Source organism: Glycomyces lechevalierae (assembly GCF_027622945.1).
Taxonomy (GTDB): Bacteria; Actinomycetota; Actinomycetes; order Mycobacteriales; family Micromonosporaceae; genus Glycomyces; species Glycomyces rutgersensis.
This window is the reverse complement of record NZ_JAPZVQ010000023.1, coordinates 39399-55685: the sequence shown is the minus strand read 5'-3', so window position 1 is coordinate 55685 and position 16287 is coordinate 39399. Positions and strand designations below refer to the sequence as shown.

Annotated in this window: 16 protein-coding genes; 13 read left to right on the top strand and 3 right to left on the bottom strand. The window is 71.2% G+C overall.

Translation table 11 applies throughout. The features are described 5' to 3' along the window. The first annotated feature begins 55 nt into the window (after positions 1-55). The 9 genes from lgt to O2L01_RS24230 all read left to right on the top strand — a co-directional run bounded on the left by lgt (position 56) and on the right by O2L01_RS24230 (position 8868). Positions 56-1078 carry a prolipoprotein diacylglyceryl transferase gene (gene lgt, locus O2L01_RS24270; protein WP_270124635.1) on the top strand — a complete coding sequence of 341 codons (1023 nt, stop codon included), beginning with the start codon at positions 56-58 and terminating at the stop codon, positions 1076-1078. Between the two features lie 21 nt (positions 1079-1099). Next, positions 1100-2254: an FAD-dependent oxidoreductase gene (locus tag O2L01_RS24265; protein WP_270124634.1), complete on the top strand. Its 1155-nt coding sequence runs from the start codon at positions 1100-1102 to the stop codon at positions 2252-2254. Between the two features lie 252 nt (positions 2255-2506). Further along, entirely contained in the window at positions 2507-3010 is a 504-nt protein-coding gene (locus tag O2L01_RS24260; RefSeq protein ID WP_270124633.1) for a GNAT family N-acetyltransferase, read from the top strand. Between the two features lie 33 nt (positions 3011-3043). Further along, positions 3044-4021 carry a hypothetical protein gene (locus O2L01_RS24255; protein WP_270124632.1) on the top strand — a complete coding sequence of 326 codons (978 nt, stop codon included), beginning with the start codon at positions 3044-3046 and terminating at the stop codon, positions 4019-4021. 56 nt (positions 4022-4077) lie between these two features. Further along, on the top strand, positions 4078-5061 hold the full coding sequence (locus O2L01_RS24250) for an NAD-dependent epimerase/dehydratase family protein (RefSeq protein ID WP_270124631.1): 984 nt from the start codon (positions 4078-4080) through the stop codon (positions 5059-5061). Next, positions 5061-5825 carry a WecB/TagA/CpsF family glycosyltransferase gene (locus tag O2L01_RS24245; RefSeq protein WP_270124630.1) on the top strand — a complete coding sequence of 255 codons (765 nt, stop codon included), beginning with the start codon at positions 5061-5063 and terminating at the stop codon, positions 5823-5825. The genes O2L01_RS24250 and O2L01_RS24245 overlap by 1 nt, the downstream gene beginning before the upstream one ends. Before the next feature lie 311 nt (positions 5826-6136). After that, a complete protein-coding gene (locus O2L01_RS24240) occupies positions 6137-6907 on the top strand; it encodes a methyltransferase domain-containing protein (RefSeq protein WP_270124629.1) in 771 nt (256 codons plus the stop codon). Positions 6908-7012: 105 nt separating this feature from the next. Then, positions 7013-8158 carry a sensor histidine kinase gene (locus O2L01_RS24235; protein WP_270124628.1) on the top strand — a complete coding sequence of 382 codons (1146 nt, stop codon included), beginning with the start codon at positions 7013-7015 and terminating at the stop codon, positions 8156-8158. A 47-nt stretch (positions 8159-8205) separates the two neighbouring features. Continuing rightward, a complete protein-coding gene (locus O2L01_RS24230; protein ID WP_270124627.1) occupies positions 8206-8868 on the top strand; it encodes a response regulator in 663 nt (220 codons plus the stop codon). Between the two features lie 75 nt (positions 8869-8943). Here O2L01_RS24230 and O2L01_RS24225 read toward each other — a convergent pair whose 3' ends face one another. Further along, a complete protein-coding gene (locus tag O2L01_RS24225; RefSeq protein ID WP_270124626.1) occupies positions 8944-10056 on the bottom strand; it encodes a hypothetical protein in 1113 nt (370 codons plus the stop codon). A gap of 210 nt (positions 10057-10266) precedes the next feature. On the opposite strand from O2L01_RS24225, the gene O2L01_RS24220 reads away from it, so the two are divergent. The 3 genes from O2L01_RS24220 to O2L01_RS24210 all read left to right on the top strand — a co-directional run bounded on the left by O2L01_RS24220 (position 10267) and on the right by O2L01_RS24210 (position 13521). After that, positions 10267-11427 (top strand): alkaline phosphatase family protein, encoded by a 1161-nt coding sequence (locus O2L01_RS24220; protein ID WP_270124625.1) that lies wholly within the window; start codon positions 10267-10269, stop codon positions 11425-11427. A 328-nt stretch (positions 11428-11755) separates the two neighbouring features. Next, positions 11756-12940, top strand: coding sequence for a DNA polymerase IV (gene dinB / locus O2L01_RS24215; RefSeq protein WP_374727681.1), 1185 nt, complete (start codon positions 11756-11758; stop codon positions 12938-12940). 170 nt (positions 12941-13110) lie between these two features. Then, positions 13111-13521 (top strand): DUF3040 domain-containing protein, encoded by a 411-nt coding sequence (locus O2L01_RS24210; RefSeq protein WP_270124623.1) that lies wholly within the window; start codon positions 13111-13113, stop codon positions 13519-13521. A gap of 100 nt (positions 13522-13621) precedes the next feature. Here the strand turns inward: O2L01_RS24210 and O2L01_RS24205 are convergent, their stop codons facing one another. Both O2L01_RS24205 and lipA read right to left on the bottom strand, forming a co-directional pair. Beyond that, complete coding sequence (locus O2L01_RS24205) at positions 13622-14317, bottom strand: DUF4191 family protein (RefSeq protein ID WP_270124622.1); 696 nt, start codon at positions 14315-14317, stop codon at positions 13622-13624. Between the two features lie 54 nt (positions 14318-14371). After that, positions 14372-15289: a lipoyl synthase gene (gene lipA, locus O2L01_RS24200; protein ID WP_374727682.1), complete on the bottom strand. Its 918-nt coding sequence runs from the start codon at positions 15287-15289 to the stop codon at positions 14372-14374. 153 nt (positions 15290-15442) lie between these two features. On the opposite strand from lipA, the gene O2L01_RS24195 reads away from it, so the two are divergent. Further along, positions 15443-16282 (top strand): phosphoribosylaminoimidazolesuccinocarboxamide synthase, encoded by an 840-nt coding sequence (locus tag O2L01_RS24195; RefSeq protein WP_270124620.1) that lies wholly within the window; start codon positions 15443-15445, stop codon positions 16280-16282. Positions 16283-16287 lie beyond the last annotated feature (5 nt).

The window sequence follows — 16287 nt, the reverse complement described above, 5'->3', positions numbered from 1 at the left end:
GACCGGCTCGGGCCCGTGCCACCCGCCGCTCGCGCAACCGATAGGTTTACTCGTCGTGGACCTCGCTTATATCCCGAGCCCGTCGGAGTCCGTCTGGCACCTCGGCCCCATCCCGATCCGCGCCTACGCGCTGTGCCTCATCGCCGGCATCGTGGCCGCCTGCTGGATCGCCGAAGCGCGCATGCGCTCGCGGGGCGCCCCCAAGTGGGCCGTGCTCGACATCGCCGTGTGGGCCGTGCCCTTCGGCATCGTCGGCGGCCGCCTCTATCACGTCTTCACCAGCCCCGACGCCTACTTCGGCGCCGACGGCGACCCGTGGAAGATCCTCGCGGTCTGGGAGGGCGGCCTGGGCATCCCCGGCGCGATCCTCCTCGGCGGCGTCGGCGTCTGGTTCGCCTGCCGCCAGCTCGGCCTGAAATTCTCGATGACCGCGGACGCCATCGCCCCCGGCCTGCCCGTCGCGCAGGCGATCGGCCGCCTCGGCAACTGGTTCAACCAGGAGCTGTACGGCAAGCCGCTCGACGCCTGGTGGGCCGTGTCGATCGACCGCGAGCACCGCGTCTTCGGCTACCTCGAGTACTCGACGTTCCACCCGACGTTCCTGTACGAACTGCTGTGGAACCTCGGCGTCGCGCTCGTCGTCTGGGCCGCCGACCGCAAGGTCAAGTTCGGGGCCGGGCGCGCGCTCGCCCTCTACGTCGCCCTCTACGGCATCGGCCGGTTCTGGATCGAGGGCCTGCGCATCGACCCCGCCGAGGCCTTCGCCGGGCTGCGCCTCAACCAGTGGATGAGCGTCATCGTCGTCGTCCTCGCCGTGATCTACCTGATCCGCGCCCGCGGCACCCGCCAGGTGTTCGTCCTCGACGGCGGCGAGCGCGTGCTCGTGGACTGGAATTCCGCCGAAGCCAAGGCCGCAGGCTACGTGAACGGCGGCCTCCCCAAGGGCGCCGAGCCGGGCGAGATCGGCGGCGCCGCGACCGAGGCCGACCCCGAACCCGACCGGCCCGAGGACGACGTGATCGCCGACGAGACCCACGCCGACGAGCCCCCGGCCGACGCGGACAAGACCGAGAGCTGACCCCTCCCCCGGGTGGTGCAGATGCAGAACCGAAGAGCCGTAGTCGTCGGCGCCGGCGTCGCCGGGCTCGCCAGCGCGATCGTCCTGTCCAAGCTGGGCTGGCGGGTCGCGCTGCTCGAGCGGCGCGAGCGCCTCAAAGGCGAGGACCTGGGCATGGTCCTGTGGGCCTCGGGCGTGCGCGCGCTGCGCGCGCTCGGGGTCGACGCGCAGCTCGACGCGTCCGGGACCCCGGTTGACCGCTTCGAGATCCGCAACGAGGACCGCCTGTCGAGCTCGTTCGCGGCGGCGATGCTCGGGGCCGACGACGGCACGCCTTCAGTGATGGTGCACACCGCGATGCTGTACGAGGCGCTGGTGTCGCGGCTGGGGGACAACGTCCAGGTGCACCCGGCGACGCAGGTCGACCGGATCGACATGGTGGACCTGGCGGCGGGCGACGCGTCGCGCCGCTGGGACGCCGAACTCGTGGTCGCGGCGGACGGCATCGACTCGCCGACGCGGCCGCTCATCGCCCCCGGTTCGCCCACAGTGGACGCCGGGGTGGTGTGCTTCCGGGGTCTCGTGCCCGCGCATCGGGCGCCCGAGCGGACCACGGACGCCGTGGAGATCTACGGGCCCGACCGCCGCCGCTTCGGCTACGGCGACCTCGGGCACGCCGGGGCGTGCTGGTGGGCGACGGTGCCGGGCGGGATGCGGCCGGAGTCGCCGCAGATCCAGTACGAGCTCATCAACCGGTGGTTCGCCGACTGGCCCGACCCGGTCGGCAAGTTCATCGCCGCGACCCGGCCCTCGGAGCTGACGCAGCAGTCGGTCCGGTACGTGTGGCCGATCCCGCCGGTCCTGCACCAGCCGGTCGGCCAGGGCGGCCTGGTGCTGCTCGGCGACGCCGCGCACGGCGTCGCGCCGATCCTCGCGCAGGGCGCGAGCCTCGCTCTGGAGGACGCGGTGACCCTCGGGTGGGCGCTGCGGCGCACCCCCGAATCGGTCCCGGCGGCGCTCGCCTCCTACGACCGGGCCCGCCTCGCCCGCATCAAGCGGGTCGCCCGCCTCTCGCGACGGGTCCACACGATCGCCTCCGGCGGCCGGGGGATGACCAAGAGCCTGCTGCGGGCGGTGCCGGACTCGTGGGTGCAGAACCAGGCGGCCTCGCTGTCGGACTGGCAGCCGCCGCGCTGAACGTGAACGGAGAGTCCGGCAGATCGGGCATCCGAAGGGCCCCGGTACCCGGCGAAGCTTGCGAGCCGGCAATGAGCACAGCACCCTGGCATAAGGGTCCGACGATTCGCGTTGGCGCCGAACGTGAACGGAGGGTCTTCGCGAATCGGACATCGATGGGCCCCCGGTCGCAACCCTGACAGGCGGGTACGACATCAGGCCGCCCGTCGGCGCGCTGGCGTCGTGAGGGGGCCTCGACTACGCTTCCATGCCATGGAGATCCGTGATGCGCGCCCCGAGGACTGGCCTGCCGTGTGGGCGTTCGCCGCTCCCATCGTCGCCTCCGGCGAGCACTTCTTGTGGGAGGCCGACACTCCCGAAGCACGGCTGCGCGCCTTCTGGATCGAGAAGGAGGCGCCCGCCAGCGCGCTCGTCGCCGTGGTCGAGGACGGATCGGTCGACGGCCGCGTCGTCGGGATCGCCGAGATCCACCCGAACCAGCCCGGCCGGGGGTCGCACATCGCCAACGCGGGCTTCATGGTCGACCCCGCCGTGCGCGGCAAGGGCGTCGGCCGCGCGCTCGGCGCGGCGGCACTCGCCCGCGCCAAAGCGGACGGCTTCACCGCCATGCAGTTCAACGCGGTCGTCGCCACCAACACCCGCGCCGTCGACCTCTGGCACGCCCTCGGCTTCCGCACCCTCGCGGTCCTCCCCGAGACCTTCCGCCATCCGACCCAGGGCCTGGTCGGCATGCACCTCATGTTCCGTGAACTGTGACCCGCGCAGCGCCTGTGTAGCATCGGCATCGCTATGAACGAACTGCGCGAGTCCATCCTCTCCGTGGGCGTGGCCGACCCCGAGACGGCCGTCAGCGTCCACGCCACCCTCGGCTCCGACCCCGCGCTCCTCGCGCAGGCCGGCGACCTGCCACAGACCCGCCAAGACGCCGACACCTGGGTCAAGGCCAAGTTCCTGCGCCCCGAGGGCCCGTTCCTGGAGGTCGCGGCGAACGCCGTCGCCGACGTCCTCGGCGAAGCCCCGGACAAGCCCACCGACGACGTCCTCGCCGCCATCACCACCCGGCCCCGCACCCCGTACGACCTGCGCGCCGTCACCGGCCTCTCCGAAGCCGACCTCGACGTCCTCCTCCCGCACCTCGAGCAGGCCGGCCTGATCCGCGCCGAAGCGAACCCGCTCGAGCCCGACGCGCCGTTCTGGACCATGGAGCACCGCCTCGCGCGCTTCCACTACGCGGTGCTCGCCGTGCACCTCGCGCGCTGGCGCCGCGGCTACATCACCGACAAACTGTGGCGGATGACCCACGCCCGCTGGGACCGGTACGTGTGCCGCCCCGAGTTCCACCGGCTCGCCCGCGAATGGGCGCTCAACGACCCGGCCGCGGCGCAGACCACGCGGCTCACCGTCCCCGACCCGCGCTTCCGGCAGCTCCGCACCATCGAGCTCGCCGCGTGGAGCGAGACCGGCGAGCCGATCGCGCTCGGCACGATCCGCTGGAAGTTCCAGATGGTCGAACGCCAGCTCAAGCGCCTCCGCTACGTCCGGCGGCTCCTCGGCGACCCCAAGACCCGCCTCTACTGCGTCGCCCCGCGCGTCGAGGCCGCGATCGCCGCCGACCCCGACCCGGACCTGTTCGTGATCAGCCCCGCGCAGCTGCTGCGGCGCGGCGCGAACGAGACCCCGAACGAGCCCGCGAGCGCCCCCGACCCCGCCTCTGACACCGCCCCCAAAGGTGACTTACACCCCATTTCCCGGCTGGTGGGCGTGTAAACGCGACGGGTAGGCTGAGGCTTCTTTCCCCGTATCCGAAACCTTGAGGAGTGACGATGGCGGCAAGCGTGGACGCGGTAGTGGCGGGAGCCGGTGGCTTCATCGGCGGGCACCTGGTGGCGAGCCTCCTCGCCGAGGGCAAGAGCGTTCGCGCCGTCGACGTCAAGCCCCTCGACGAGTGGTACCAGGTCCACGGCGACACCGAGAACCTGCAGCGCGACCTCGCCGACCTCGAGGCCTGCCGCGAAGCCGTCGGCGACGGCGCCGCCGAGGTCTACAACCTCGCCTGCAACATGGGCGGCATGGGCTTCATCGAGAACAACAAGGCCCTGTGCATGCTCTCGGTCCTCCCCTCCACCCACATGCTCATGGCCGCCAAGGACGCCGAGGTCGGCCGCTTCTTCTACTCCTCCTCCGCGTGCGTCTACGCCGGCTACAAGCAGACCGAGGCGAACATCGCGCCCCTGAAGGAAGAGGACGCCTACCCCGCCGACGCCGAGGACGGCTACGGCTGGGAGAAGCTGTTCTCCGAGCGCATGTGCCGCCACTTCCGCGAGGACTTCGGCCTCGAGACCCGCATCGCCCGCTACCACAACATCTACGGGCCCGAGGGCACCTGGGACGGCGGCCGCGAGAAGGCCCCCGCCGCGACCTGCCGCAAGATCGCCCTCGCCGCCCTCAAGGGCGAGAAGACGGTCGAGATCTGGGGCGACGGCGAGCAGACCCGCTCCTTCACCTACATCGACGACTGCGTCCACGGCACCAAGATGTTCACGCGCGGCGACGTCACCGAGCCGCTCAACCTCGGCTCCTCCGAGCTGACCACGATCAACAACCTGTACTACCTGGTCGCCGACATCGCCGGGATCGACATCGAGCTCAAGCACATCGACGGCCCCCTGGGCGTGCGCGGCCGCAACTCGGACAACACGCTCATCCAGAAGTACTACGGCTGGGAGCCCTCGATCAGCCTCCGCGAGGGCATGACCAAGACCTACGAGTGGGTCTACAACGAGGTCAAGGCCAAGTACAGCCTCTGATGTCCGACCCGAAGCTCCGCCGCGTCGACGTCCTCGGCGTCGGCGTCTCCACCGTCAACCAGGACATGGCGCTCGCCGAGGTCACCCGCTGGGTCGAGACCGGTGAACGCCACTACGTGTGCGTCACCGGCGTGCACGGCGTCATGGAGTCCCAGCGCGACCCCGAACTGCTCGCCATCCACAACGCCTCCGGGCTCACCACGCCCGACGGCATGCCGATGGTGTGGGCCGGGCACAAGGCCGGCGCCGACTGGATGGACCGGGTCTACGGGCCCGACCTGATGCTCAACGTGCTCGCCCGCGCCGCCGAACGCGGCTGGACCTCGTTCCTCTACGGCGGCAAGGACGGCGTGCCCGAACTCCTCGCCGAGAAGCTCGCCGAGCGCATCCCCGGCGTCAAGTTCGCCGGCATGTACTCGCCGCCCTTCCGTCCCCTGACGGAGGAGGAGGACGACGCGATCGTCAAGCGCATCAACGACTCCGGCGCGCAACTGGTGTGGGTGGGGCTCTCGACGCCGAAGCAGGAGCGCTGGATGGCCGCCCACCGCGACCGCCTCAACGCCCCCGCGATGTTCGGCGTCGGCGCCGCGTTCGACTTCCACGCCGGGCTCGTCCCGCAGGCCCCGCCGTGGATGCAGCGCAACGGCCTCGAATGGTTCTACCGGCTCACGAAGGAGCCCAAGCGCCTCTGGCGCCGCTACTTCCAGAACAACCCGGCCTACCTGCGGGAGATCCGCAAACGGCCCCCGTTCCTGCGCGACTAGCCGAAACATGTTCACGGCTGCCCGGTCCCCCCAAGGGACCGGGCAGCCGTGTTCTGTCGGTCCAGCGTGGCAGGGTTAGAACCGGGGGCCCATCGATGTCCGTTTTGCGTGGACCCTCCGTTCACATTCAGCGCCAACGGATCGTGTCGCACCCGCGTGCCACTGGTGCGGTGCTCCTGTGCGGCTCGCAAGCGACGCCGCAGCGGGACCCATCGATGTCCGATTTGCCGGGACCCTCCGTTCACGTTTCCCACTGCCCTCTCTCCCCGCCCTCCTACCCCGTGCGGCGCGGCGGCGCTAGGCTGTGGCGCATGGTCGACATTCCCAAAGAGATCACGCACACCGGGCACCACCCCCGCATGGCCGTCGTGTGGTCGGTCCTGTCGGCCGAGATCGAGCGATTCGCCGCAGGCACCGGAGCGACCCTCCGCATCCTCGACGTCGGCGGCGGCTCCGGCGGCTTCGCCGTCCCCCTCGCCGAACTCGGCCACGACGTCACCGTCGTCGAACCCAGCGCCAACGCGCTCGCCTCCCTTCGCCAGCGCGCCGCCGACGCCGGCGTCACCGACCGCGTCCGCGCCGTCCAGGCCGACGCCGACGAGCTCCCCGACGTGGCCGAGCCCGGCAGCGCCGACCTCGTCCTCTGCCACTCGGTCCTCGAGATGGTCGACTACCCGGACGCCGCCCTCGACGCCCTCGGCCGCGTCTGCGCGCCCGGCGGCGCCGTGAGCATCCTCGTCGCCAACCGCATCGCCGCCGTCCTCGGGAAGGCCCTCGCCGGCAACTTCCAGACCGCGCTCGACCTGCTCGCCAACGTCGACGGCATCATCGAGGGCCGCGACACGATCAAGCGCCGCTTCGAGACCGCGACCCTCACCGCGCTCGTCGGCGGCTCCGGGCTCGTCACCGAGCAGGTCCACGGCGTCGGCGTCGTCGGCGACCTCATCTCCGCCACGGCAGCGAAGGCCGAGACGGGCACCGGCGAGGCCCTGCGCGAGTTCGAGCTCGCCACCGCCTCGCGGATCCCTTTCCGGGACATGGCGACCCACATCCACCTGTTCGCCCGCAAGCCCATGCGCTGACCGGGCCGCCCGGCCGATCGTCCGATGCGTCTACGTCGAGGCGCGTAGACGCGATTACGTCCTGACGCCGAAGGCGCTCGGGCCGCCGGACCGTAGCCTGGACTCGTGACCACGCCGACCGCCGCCCGGACCAGGATCCCGGCCCCCGTCTTCGACATCGGGCTCGCCGTGCTGCTCGCGCTCCTCGTGAGCGGCACGACCGTCGGGGCCGCCCCGGACCACCGCCCCGGGCCGCTCGCGTTCGCGCTCATCGCCGCGACCGCCGCGTTCCTGGCGGTGCGCCGGCGCTGGCCGGAGGTCGCGCTCGCCGGAACCCTCGCGGGCCTGTACCTGTACCTGTACCTGGGGCTGCCCGAGGGTCCGATCTACATGCTCCCGGCCGTGGCGGTGTTCTCCTTGGCGTTCGCGCGGCCGCTCAAGCGCCTCCTGTTCGTCCTGCCCGGGCTGTTCGCGGTCAATACCGCGTACCAGACGTTCGTCCTCGGCGAGATCACCGACCTTTGGGTGAACGCGAGCATCACCTTCGTGTGGCTCGCCATCCCCGCCGCGGGCGGCCGGATCGTCCGCGAGGCCCGGCACGCGAGGGCGCGCGAACGCGAGGCCGAACGCGAGCGGTACCGGGCCGACGAACGCGTGGAGATGGCCCGGGAGATCCACGACGTGGTCGGGCACAGCCTGGCCGTGGTCAGCATGAACGCCGGTGTGGCCCTTCATGTCCTGGAGAAGCGGCCGGGCACGCCGCCCGAGGTCGTCGAGAACCTGCAGGCCATCCGGGACGCCTCGACCCGGGCGCTCCAGGACCTGCGCGCCACGCTCGCGCCGCTGCGGCAGGGCCGCCAGCCCGAGCTGCGCCCGACCGGCGCGATCGCCGACATACCGTCCCTTGTGGAGGCGGTGCGGACCGGCGGGCTCGAGGTCGAGTACGAGGTCACGGGCGAGCCCGAGGCGGTGCCGACGAACATCGCCGCGACCACGTACCGGGTGGTCCAGGAATCGCTGACGAACGTCATCCGGCACGCCGAGGCGTCGAAGGCCACGGTCCGGATCTACTGCGACCCGAGGTGGGTGCGGATCCTCGTCGAGGACGACGGCCGCGGCGGTCCGATCGACCTGGACAAGATCGGGCAGGGCGTCACGGGCATGATGGAACGGGTGCTCACCAGCGGCGGCGTCTTCAGCGCCGCGCCCAAACGCGACGGCGGCGGCTTCGCCGTGAAAGCCGACATGCCCTACAACCGCAGTGACACTTGAGGTCTCGCCGCACCCGCCCCGCCGCACCCGTCCACGGAGGACTCCGCATGATCGAACTCGTGATCGCCGACGACCAGAGCCTCATCAGGATGGCGCTGCGCAACCTCTTCAACAGCGAGGACGACATCCACGTCGCCGCCGAGGCCGAGAACGGGCAGGAGGCCTGGGACCTGGTCTCGCGGCTGCGGCCCGACGTGGCGCTGCTCGACATCCGCATGCCCGGTATCGACGGCCTCGAAGTGCTGCGGCGCATCGGCAGGGACGCGAACCTCGCCGCCACCCGCGTCGTCATGATCACCACGTTCGAGGTCGACGACTACATCTTCGACGCGCTCTCCAACGGGGCCGCCGGGTTCGTCATGAAGGACGCGCCGCCCGAGGACCTGCTGAAGGCCGTGCGCCTCGCCGCCGCCGGCGACTCGCTGCTCAGCCCCGACGTGACCCGCAAGGTGATCAACGCGTACGCCGAGCGCGGCACCAGTACCGGGAGGCCGCACCCGGGCCTGGCCGGCTTGACCGAGCGTGAACTGGAGATCCTGCGCTGGGTCGCCACCGGCCTCGCCAACGACGAGATCGGCGAGCGGCTGTTCATCAGCCCCGCCACGGTCCGCACGCACGTGGGGAAGCTCCTGTCGAAGCTCACCGCGCGCGACCGGGCCGGGCTGGTCGCCATCGCGTACCGGTCGGGCCTGGACATCCCCGAGGTGTGAGGGCGCCCTAGAAAAGGGGCGCAGGTGAAGCGGCAGTGAAGGGCGCCTGCGGGTCCGGCCCGCAGGCGCCCGGACTCACGCGATTAATAGCGGATCGCCGCACAGGACATCCGTGGTGCGCCCGTCGGCGTCGACGACCTGCCAGTAGTTGGCGCCGCCGGAGCACGGCGCGGCCTCCGCGCCGGCCTCCTCGAGCGACATGGTCCGCGGCGGATCGATCGCGACCGTGTCGACCACGACGTACAGGGCCTCGGGCCGGTCGCAGGGGACCGTCCACCACCGGTCGCTGTCGTCGAAGCACGAGCCGACGTCCGGCATGATCGGCACGCGCCCGGACGCGTCGGGATTGCCGAGCGCCTCGACGCAGACCAGCTGCTCGACGGTGTACGTGGTCGTGTCGTACGTGAAGTACCAGTCCTTCCACAGCTCGCCGAACTCGAGCCGGGTGTACTCCTCGCCGCACAGGTCGGCGGCGACCTGCGTGTCCGCGATGAGTCCGTCGGGGGTCACGGCGGCCCCGGTCGTGTCGCTCGAGTTCGTGACCTTCCAGAACGCGTCCGCGCTGTCGCACGGGGTCGAGAAGTCGAACCCGGACGAGCCGACCACCGGCTCGTACGGCAGGCACGCGCTGACCGGCACGTCCGCGCGGCCGGGCTCGTCATCGGTCGGCTGCTGCTCGGAGGGAGCGCCCGAAGCGCTCGGATTGGACGCGACCTCCTTGTCGTCGTCCCCGCCGCCCATCATGTTCACGCCGAGCACGACGAGGACGCCCGCGATGAGGACGCCGACGGCGACCACGACACCGATGATGAGACCGTTCCGCTTGCCGCCCTGGGGAGGCGGCGGCCCGTACGGCGGCTGCCCGTACGCGCCCGGGCCGCCCGGCGGCGGATAATGCGGTGGCTGCCCGCCCGGATACTGCTGCGCGCCTTGGGGTTGCCAGCCCCCAGGATACTGCGGGCCGCTGCCTCCCGGTGGCGGAGGCCAGCCGGGCTGCTGCGGACCGCTGCCTTCGGGTGGCGGAGGCCAGCCGGGCTGCTGCGGACCGGGCGTCGAGGATTGCGGGCCGGAGCCGCCGACCGGGTACTGCGGATCGGGCTCTTGGGGCGGCTGCCAGCCGCCCGCCTGCGGGGACTCCCGCGGGTCCCCTCCTTCAGGCGGCACGCCATCGTTCGGAGTCTGGGACATGTCACCAGACTATGAGCGCATTTCGCATCGCATCCCGGAACGCGCCGACCCGCAGCCACCGAGCGCTTGGGGCCTGCTCGAACGTGACCGCCGCAGACGCGGGCCCGCGCAGCACCGGTCACCCGCCGCCCACGCACCGCGCGCGAAGCGGCATGCCCCCATCGGTGCGTGGTATGGCCGAACCGACACGAAACCGGCTAGCCTCGGGCCATGCCTACGAGCCCGTACCTCACGGCGATGCGGCCCGCCTACGGCACCGGCACACTCGCCGATGTCATGCCGACCGCCCTTGCGGCCCTTGGAATCCCCACCCGAGGCGTGAACCTGCGCAGCAGCGAGCTCGCCGGCGTCCGCCGTGTCGCCGTGCTCCTCCTCGACGGCTTCGGCTTCCACCTCCTCGGCCAGGCCGCCCAGGCCAGCGCCACCGTCGGCGCCATGCACCACGGCGAACTCGGCACCCTCACCCCGATCACCGCCACGGTGCCGTCCTCCACCCCGATCAGCCTCGCGTCCCTCGCGTGCGGGCTCCCGCCCGGAGAGCACGGCATCATCGGCTTCACCGTGCGCGTGCCCGACACCGGCGACCTCGTCACCCACATCCGCTGGGAGGGCGCGCCCGACCCCGAGACCTGGCAGCCCGAGCCGACCTGCTTCGAGCAGGCCGACGCCGGCGGCGTCGTCTGCACCATCGTCTCGAACGGCACGTTCCGCGACACCGGCCTGACCCGCGCGATCTACAGAGGCGCCGACTGGCTCCCCGCGATCGCCCCGCACGAGGTCGCGGAGGGCACCCTCGCGGCGCTGGCGCGCGGGGACCGCAGCCTCGTGTACGCCTACCTGCCCGACGTCGACACGGCCGGGCACTTCCACGGGATCGGCTCGCCGCAGTGGCTCGAAGCGGTCGCGAAGGTCGCGGAGGCGATCGACGGGATCCTCACGGGCCTGCCCAGGGACGCGGCGCTGCTGGTGACGGCCGACCACGGCATGGTGAACATCACCGACCGGCTGCACGTGGACCGGCGGCCCGACCTCTTGACCGACGTCGAGGCGGTCGCGGGGGACGGGCGGATGCGGTACCTGTACGCGGCGCCGGGCGCGGTCGAGGACGTGCGGCAGGCGTGGGCCGAGGCCGTGGGCGACCGCGCCGAGGTGATCGACAAGGACGAGGCGATCGACCGCGGCTGGTTCGGCCCCAAGGTCACCGAGTCGAGCCGCGACCGCATCGGCGACCTCGTGGTGGCGTGCCGGGACACGTTCGCGATCGTCGGCGTCGAAGGCGAACCGCCGCACGTGGCGCGCCTCATCGGCCACCACGGCGGGCTCACCGCCGCGGAGATGGCCGTCCCGCTGTGGAGCTACCGCAACGGCTGAGCGGGCAGCGGGGGGGGGCGGCTCGCCCCCGGGAGCGGGTGTGTCGGCGCGGCCGCCCGCGGTTTCGATGATGCCCTGGAGGTACGACGGTTTCGGGTCGTGTCCGGCTTGTCCTGTACCCGAGGTCGGGTGTGTTCGTGCGGAGCCGCCCCCGGTTTCGATGGTGCCCTGGAGGTACGACAGTGCCCGGTTCGTCCCATACCCGGGGCCGGGCGTGGCGGGCGGCTTGAGCGCGCCGGTTGTCGGTGGGGGTGGCTAGGCTTCCGGTGTGGTCAGCGATCTTCATCGGTTCATCGGGCCCGGGCTGTCCGACGAGGGGCTCGGGATCATGCACGTCGACATGGACGCGTTCTTCGCGTCCGTGGAGATCGCGCGCGACCCGACCTTGCGCGGGAAGCCCGTGATCGTCGCCGGGCTCGGCCCGCGCGGCGTCGTCTCCGCCGCCTCCTACGAGGCCCGCAAGTACGGCGTGCACTCGGCGCTGCCGACCGCGATCGCGCGCCGCCGCTGCCCGCACGGCGTGTTCATCACCCCCACCACCTCGTACGGCGAAGTCTCGCGCGCGGTCATGGCGATCTTCCGCGAGTACACGCCGCACGTCCAGCCGATCTCGGTCGACGAGGCGTTCCTCGACGTCGCGGGCGCGCGGCGGCTCATCGGCTCGCCCGTCGAGATCGCCCAGGGGATCCGCGAGCGCGTGCGCGCCGAGCACGGCATCACCTGCACCGTGGGCATCGCCTCCACCAAGTTCCTGTCGAAGCTCGCCAGCGAGGCCTCGAAACCCGACGGGCTCGGCGTCGTCCCCGCCGCGACCGAGCTCGAGTTCCTGCACCGCCTGCCGATCCGCTCCGTGTGGGGCATCGGCGAGAAGACCGCCGAGAAGCTCACCCGGCTCGGCATGCGCACGGTCGGGGACCTCGCCCGGCTCGACGTCGACAGCCTCGCCGCGTCCGTCGGCACCGCCAGCGCCGAGCACCTGTATGCGCTCTCGCGGAACATCGACCCGCGGCCGGTGCGGCCCGAGCGGGTCGAGAAGTCGATCAGCAACGAGACCACGTTCGACCGCGACGCGCCCGACGCCGCCGTGTGGGGGCCGGTGCTCCTCGAACTGTCGCGCAAAGTGGCGTCCCGGGCGCGGGCCGCGGGCTGGGCGGGCCGCGGCGTGACCGTGAAGATCCGCTTCGGGGACTTCCGCACCATCACGCGCTCGCGGATGCTCGCCGCGCCCACCGACGTGGGCCGCGAGATCTACGCCGCCGCAAGGGAACTCGCGGACACCGCGGCGACGGCGCCCGTGCGGCTCATCGGCGTGAAGCTCGATCACCTGGTCGAGGCCGCCGCCGTGGGCCGGCAGGTGGCGCTCGGAGAACCCGAGCACGGGTGGCGCGACATCGAGACCGCGATCGATCTGGCGAGCGCGAAATTCGGGAAAGGAGCCGTCCGCTCGGCGGGTCGGCTGACGCGCCGGGACTCGCGTGTAGACACCCGCGAATCGGGGAACCCGGACCGGTGAGCGCTATTGTGCCGAGGCGGCTCCGTCAGCACGCGCATCGAGGCCAGAACGGACTGATTCAAGCACGAACTGCCTTCCGCCTCGGGCGAAAGCCTCGTAGACTTGGATGCAAGCAGTGGGGCCGCCGGCTTGGTGGAGGCCCCGTCGAGCACTAACGCAGGAGGAGTGTCGTGCCGCTCTCCGACCACGAACAACGCCTGTTCGAGCAAATCGAGCAGTCCTTGTCCGAAGACCCGCAGTTCGCCTCTGCTGTGCGCGCCCACGACCCGGCGCATGTGACCCGGCGCAGGCTCATCCTCGCCGGCATCGTCACGGTCATCGGGATCGGCGTCGTCATCGGCTCCGTGATCGCCGGGGGCGACGTCGCCATGTTCGGCGCGCCGATCGGCGCGGTGCTCATGTTCGGCGGTCTGATCCTCGGCCTCTGGGCGCAGCGCCGCGGCACGAATGTGAAGCTGAAGGCGGTCGACGGCAAAGCGAGCCGTTCCGTCGGCGGCTCGAAATCCCCCAAGCCCGGTGGTTTCACCTCCCGCATGGAGGAGCGGTGGCGCCGCCGCCGCGACAACGGCGACATCTTCTAGACAGACTTTCGCGCTGCGGCACGAGCGGCAGCGAGCGAACGGCCCGGCGGGTTTCCCCGCCGGGCCGTTGCATGTTCCGGATGTGTTGCGGCGCTGCCGTTTAGCGGCCGCGGAGCATGGCGCGGCGCGCGCCCTTGCCCGCGTTGGCGCTCGTCGGGATCGGGCCCTTCGGGATCGCCATGCCGACGCCGAGCGCGTCGAGGCGCTTGGCGATGTGGTTGGCGTCCTTGGAGTCGATGTTCTTGGGCAGCTTCATGAGCCGCTTGCGGACCTCGGTCACCGAGAAGTCGTCGCCGGCGGTCTCGCCGACGAGGAACGTGTAGACCGGGGTCGAGCCGACCACGCGCGAGATGCGCTTCTTCTCCTGGCCGAGGAGCTTGCGGACCTTGCCGCCGCCCTCGCCGAGGAGGACCACGCCGGCCTTGCCGACCGCGCGGTGCACCATCTGCGTCTCCGACAGGGCCGCCACGCCGGGCGTCACCTGCCAGCCGCGGATGCCGTCGATGAGCGCGTACGCCGCGCCCGGCTTGCCGACGGCCTCCTTGTTCACCACCTTGCTCGTGCGCATGTTGAGCACGATCAAGCCGGCCAGGAGCGCCACGAACAGGGCGCTGACGTACCAGAGCAGCGAGAACTTCGCGAAGACCACCAGAGCGGTGATGATCACGAACGGCAGCAGGACGGCCGCGGCCTCGAGCGGCAGGAACAGCTTGTCCCGCTCGTTCGTGAACTTGATCGCCATCCCGATGGTCTTCATCCGGGAGCCGAACGTCTCTTTTTCCTGCTGCTTTGCCATGCCGTCAATTCTAATGGGCGGGTCGGAAGGTTACGCGGGGGCCGCAGGCTGCACTCATTTACGGCTCGCAAGCGTCGCCGAGCGGGCGTCGATCGCCTGTCGGTACAGACGCCCGGCGCGGTACGAGGAGCGCACGAGCGGGCCGCTCATGACGCCCGCGAAACCGATCTCCTCGGCCTCGGCGGTGAGCTCCACGAACTCCTCGGGCTTGACCCAGCGGTCCACCGGGTGGTGCCGCTTGGTCGGGCGCAGGTACTGCGTGATCGTGATGAGCTCGCAGCCCGCGGCGTGCAGGTCCTTGAGCGCCTGCGAGACCTCGTCGCGCGTCTCGCCCATGCCGAGGATGAGGTTCGACTTGGTGACCAGGCCGTCCTCGCGGGCCTTCGTGATGACCTCGAGGGACCGCTCGTAGCGGAACGCGGGCCGGATGCGCTTGAAGATGCGCGGCACGGTCTCGACGTTGTGCGCGAGCACCTCGGGGCGCGAGGAGAAGACCTCGGCGAGCTGCTCGGGAACCGCGTTGAAGTCGGGGATGAGCAGTTCGACGCCGCAGCCGGGGACGGCCGCGTGGATCTGGCGGACGGTCTCGGCATAGAGCCACGCGCCGCCGTCCTCGAGGTCGTCGCGGGCGACGCCCGTGATCGTGGCGTACTTCAGGCCCATCGTCTGCACGGACTCGGCGACGCGCCGCGGCTCGTCGCGGTCGAGCGCCTCGGGCTTGCCCGTGTCGATCTGGCAGAAGTCGCAGCGGCGGGTGCACTGGGAGCCGCCGATGAGGAACGTCGCCTCCCGGTCCTCCCAGCATTCGTAGATGTTGGGACAACCGGCTTCTTGGCAGACCGTGTGGAGGCCTTCGCTCTTGACGAGGCCCCGCAGTTCGGTGTATTCCGGGCCGGTCTTGGCCTTGACCTTGATCCAGGAGGGTTTCTTCTCGATCGGGGTCTGGGCGTTGCGCACTTCGAGGCGCAGCATCCGGCGTCCTTCAGGCTGTACGGAAGTCACCGGCCCAGCCTACGCCGCGCACGCGCCGGACGGCAGGTGTCGCTCCGCACAGCGGCCGCGTCGGAGAAACGTAGGATGACGTTCCCGCTGGTCTAATGGGAGCAGTCGAGTAGGGGAGCAACCGTGGAACTCATTCACCAGGGCAAAGTGCGCGACGTGTACGCCGACGGCGGCGACCTCGTCCTCGTCGCCTCCGACCGCGTCAGCGTCTACGACGTGGTCCTGCCGACCCCCGTCCCCGGCAAGGGCGCGCTCCTGACCGCCTTGAGCCTGTGGTGGTTCGAGCAGCTCGCCGACATCGTCCCCAACCACGTGATCTCTGCCGAGGACGTGCCCGCCGAGTTCGCCGGCCGTGCCGTGCGCGTGAAGCGCCTCGAGATGGTCAAGGTCGAAGCGGTCGTGCGCGGCTACCTCACCGGCTCCGGCCTCGCCGAGTACGACAAGTCCGGCACCGTCTGCGGGATCGCCCTCCCCGAAGGCCTCGTCGACGGCTCGCGCCTGCCCGCCCCGATCTACACCCCGACCACCAAGGGAAACGTCGGCGACCACGACCTTCCCATGACCTACGAGGAGACCGCCGAACTCGTCGGCGCCGACCTCGCCGCCCGCGTCCGTGACCTCACCCTCGAGGTCTACCGCCGCGGCGCCGAGATCGCCCTCGCCAAGGGCATCATCATCGCCGACACGAAACTCGAGTTCGGGATCGACGCGGACGGCACCCTCCGCCTCGCCGACGAAGTGCTCACCTCCGACTCCTCCCGCTTCTGGGACGCCGCCGCCTGGAAGCCCGGCCAGACCCAGCCGTCCTTCGACAAGCAGTACGTGCGCGACTGGGCCAAGTCCACCGGCTGGACCCCCGACGACGCTGAAGCGCCCGAACTCCCGCAAGCCGTCATCGACGCGACCCTCGCCCGCTACATCGAGGCCTACGAACTCCTCACCGGCCGGCGCTGGCAGCAGTAGACGAG

Coding starts and splice junctions, on each gene's coding strand:
- O2L01_RS24265 (WP_270124634.1), top strand. CDS start 1,100: ATGCAGAACCGAAGAGCCGTAGTCGTCGGCGCCGGCGTCGCCGGGCTC.
- O2L01_RS24260 (WP_270124633.1), top strand. CDS start 2,507: ATGGAGATCCGTGATGCGCGCCCCGAGGACTGGCCTGCCGTGTGGGCG.
- O2L01_RS24255 (WP_270124632.1), top strand. CDS start 3,044: ATGAACGAACTGCGCGAGTCCATCCTCTCCGTGGGCGTGGCCGACCCC.
- O2L01_RS24250 (WP_270124631.1), top strand. CDS start 4,078: ATGGCGGCAAGCGTGGACGCGGTAGTGGCGGGAGCCGGTGGCTTCATC.
- O2L01_RS24245 (WP_270124630.1), top strand. CDS start 5,061: ATGTCCGACCCGAAGCTCCGCCGCGTCGACGTCCTCGGCGTCGGCGTC.
- O2L01_RS24240 (WP_270124629.1), top strand. CDS start 6,137: ATGGTCGACATTCCCAAAGAGATCACGCACACCGGGCACCACCCCCGC.
- O2L01_RS24230 (WP_270124627.1), top strand. CDS start 8,206: ATGATCGAACTCGTGATCGCCGACGACCAGAGCCTCATCAGGATGGCG.
- O2L01_RS24225 (WP_270124626.1), bottom strand. CDS start 10,056: ATGTCCCAGACTCCGAACGATGGCGTGCCGCCTGAAGGAGGGGACCCG.
- O2L01_RS24220 (WP_270124625.1), top strand. CDS start 10,267: ATGCCTACGAGCCCGTACCTCACGGCGATGCGGCCCGCCTACGGCACC.
- dinB (WP_374727681.1), top strand. CDS start 11,756: ATGCACGTCGACATGGACGCGTTCTTCGCGTCCGTGGAGATCGCGCGC.
- O2L01_RS24205 (WP_270124622.1), bottom strand. CDS start 14,317: ATGGCAAAGCAGCAGGAAAAAGAGACGTTCGGCTCCCGGATGAAGACC.
- lipA (WP_374727682.1), bottom strand. CDS start 15,289: ATGCTGCGCCTCGAAGTGCGCAACGCCCAGACCCCGATCGAGAAGAAA.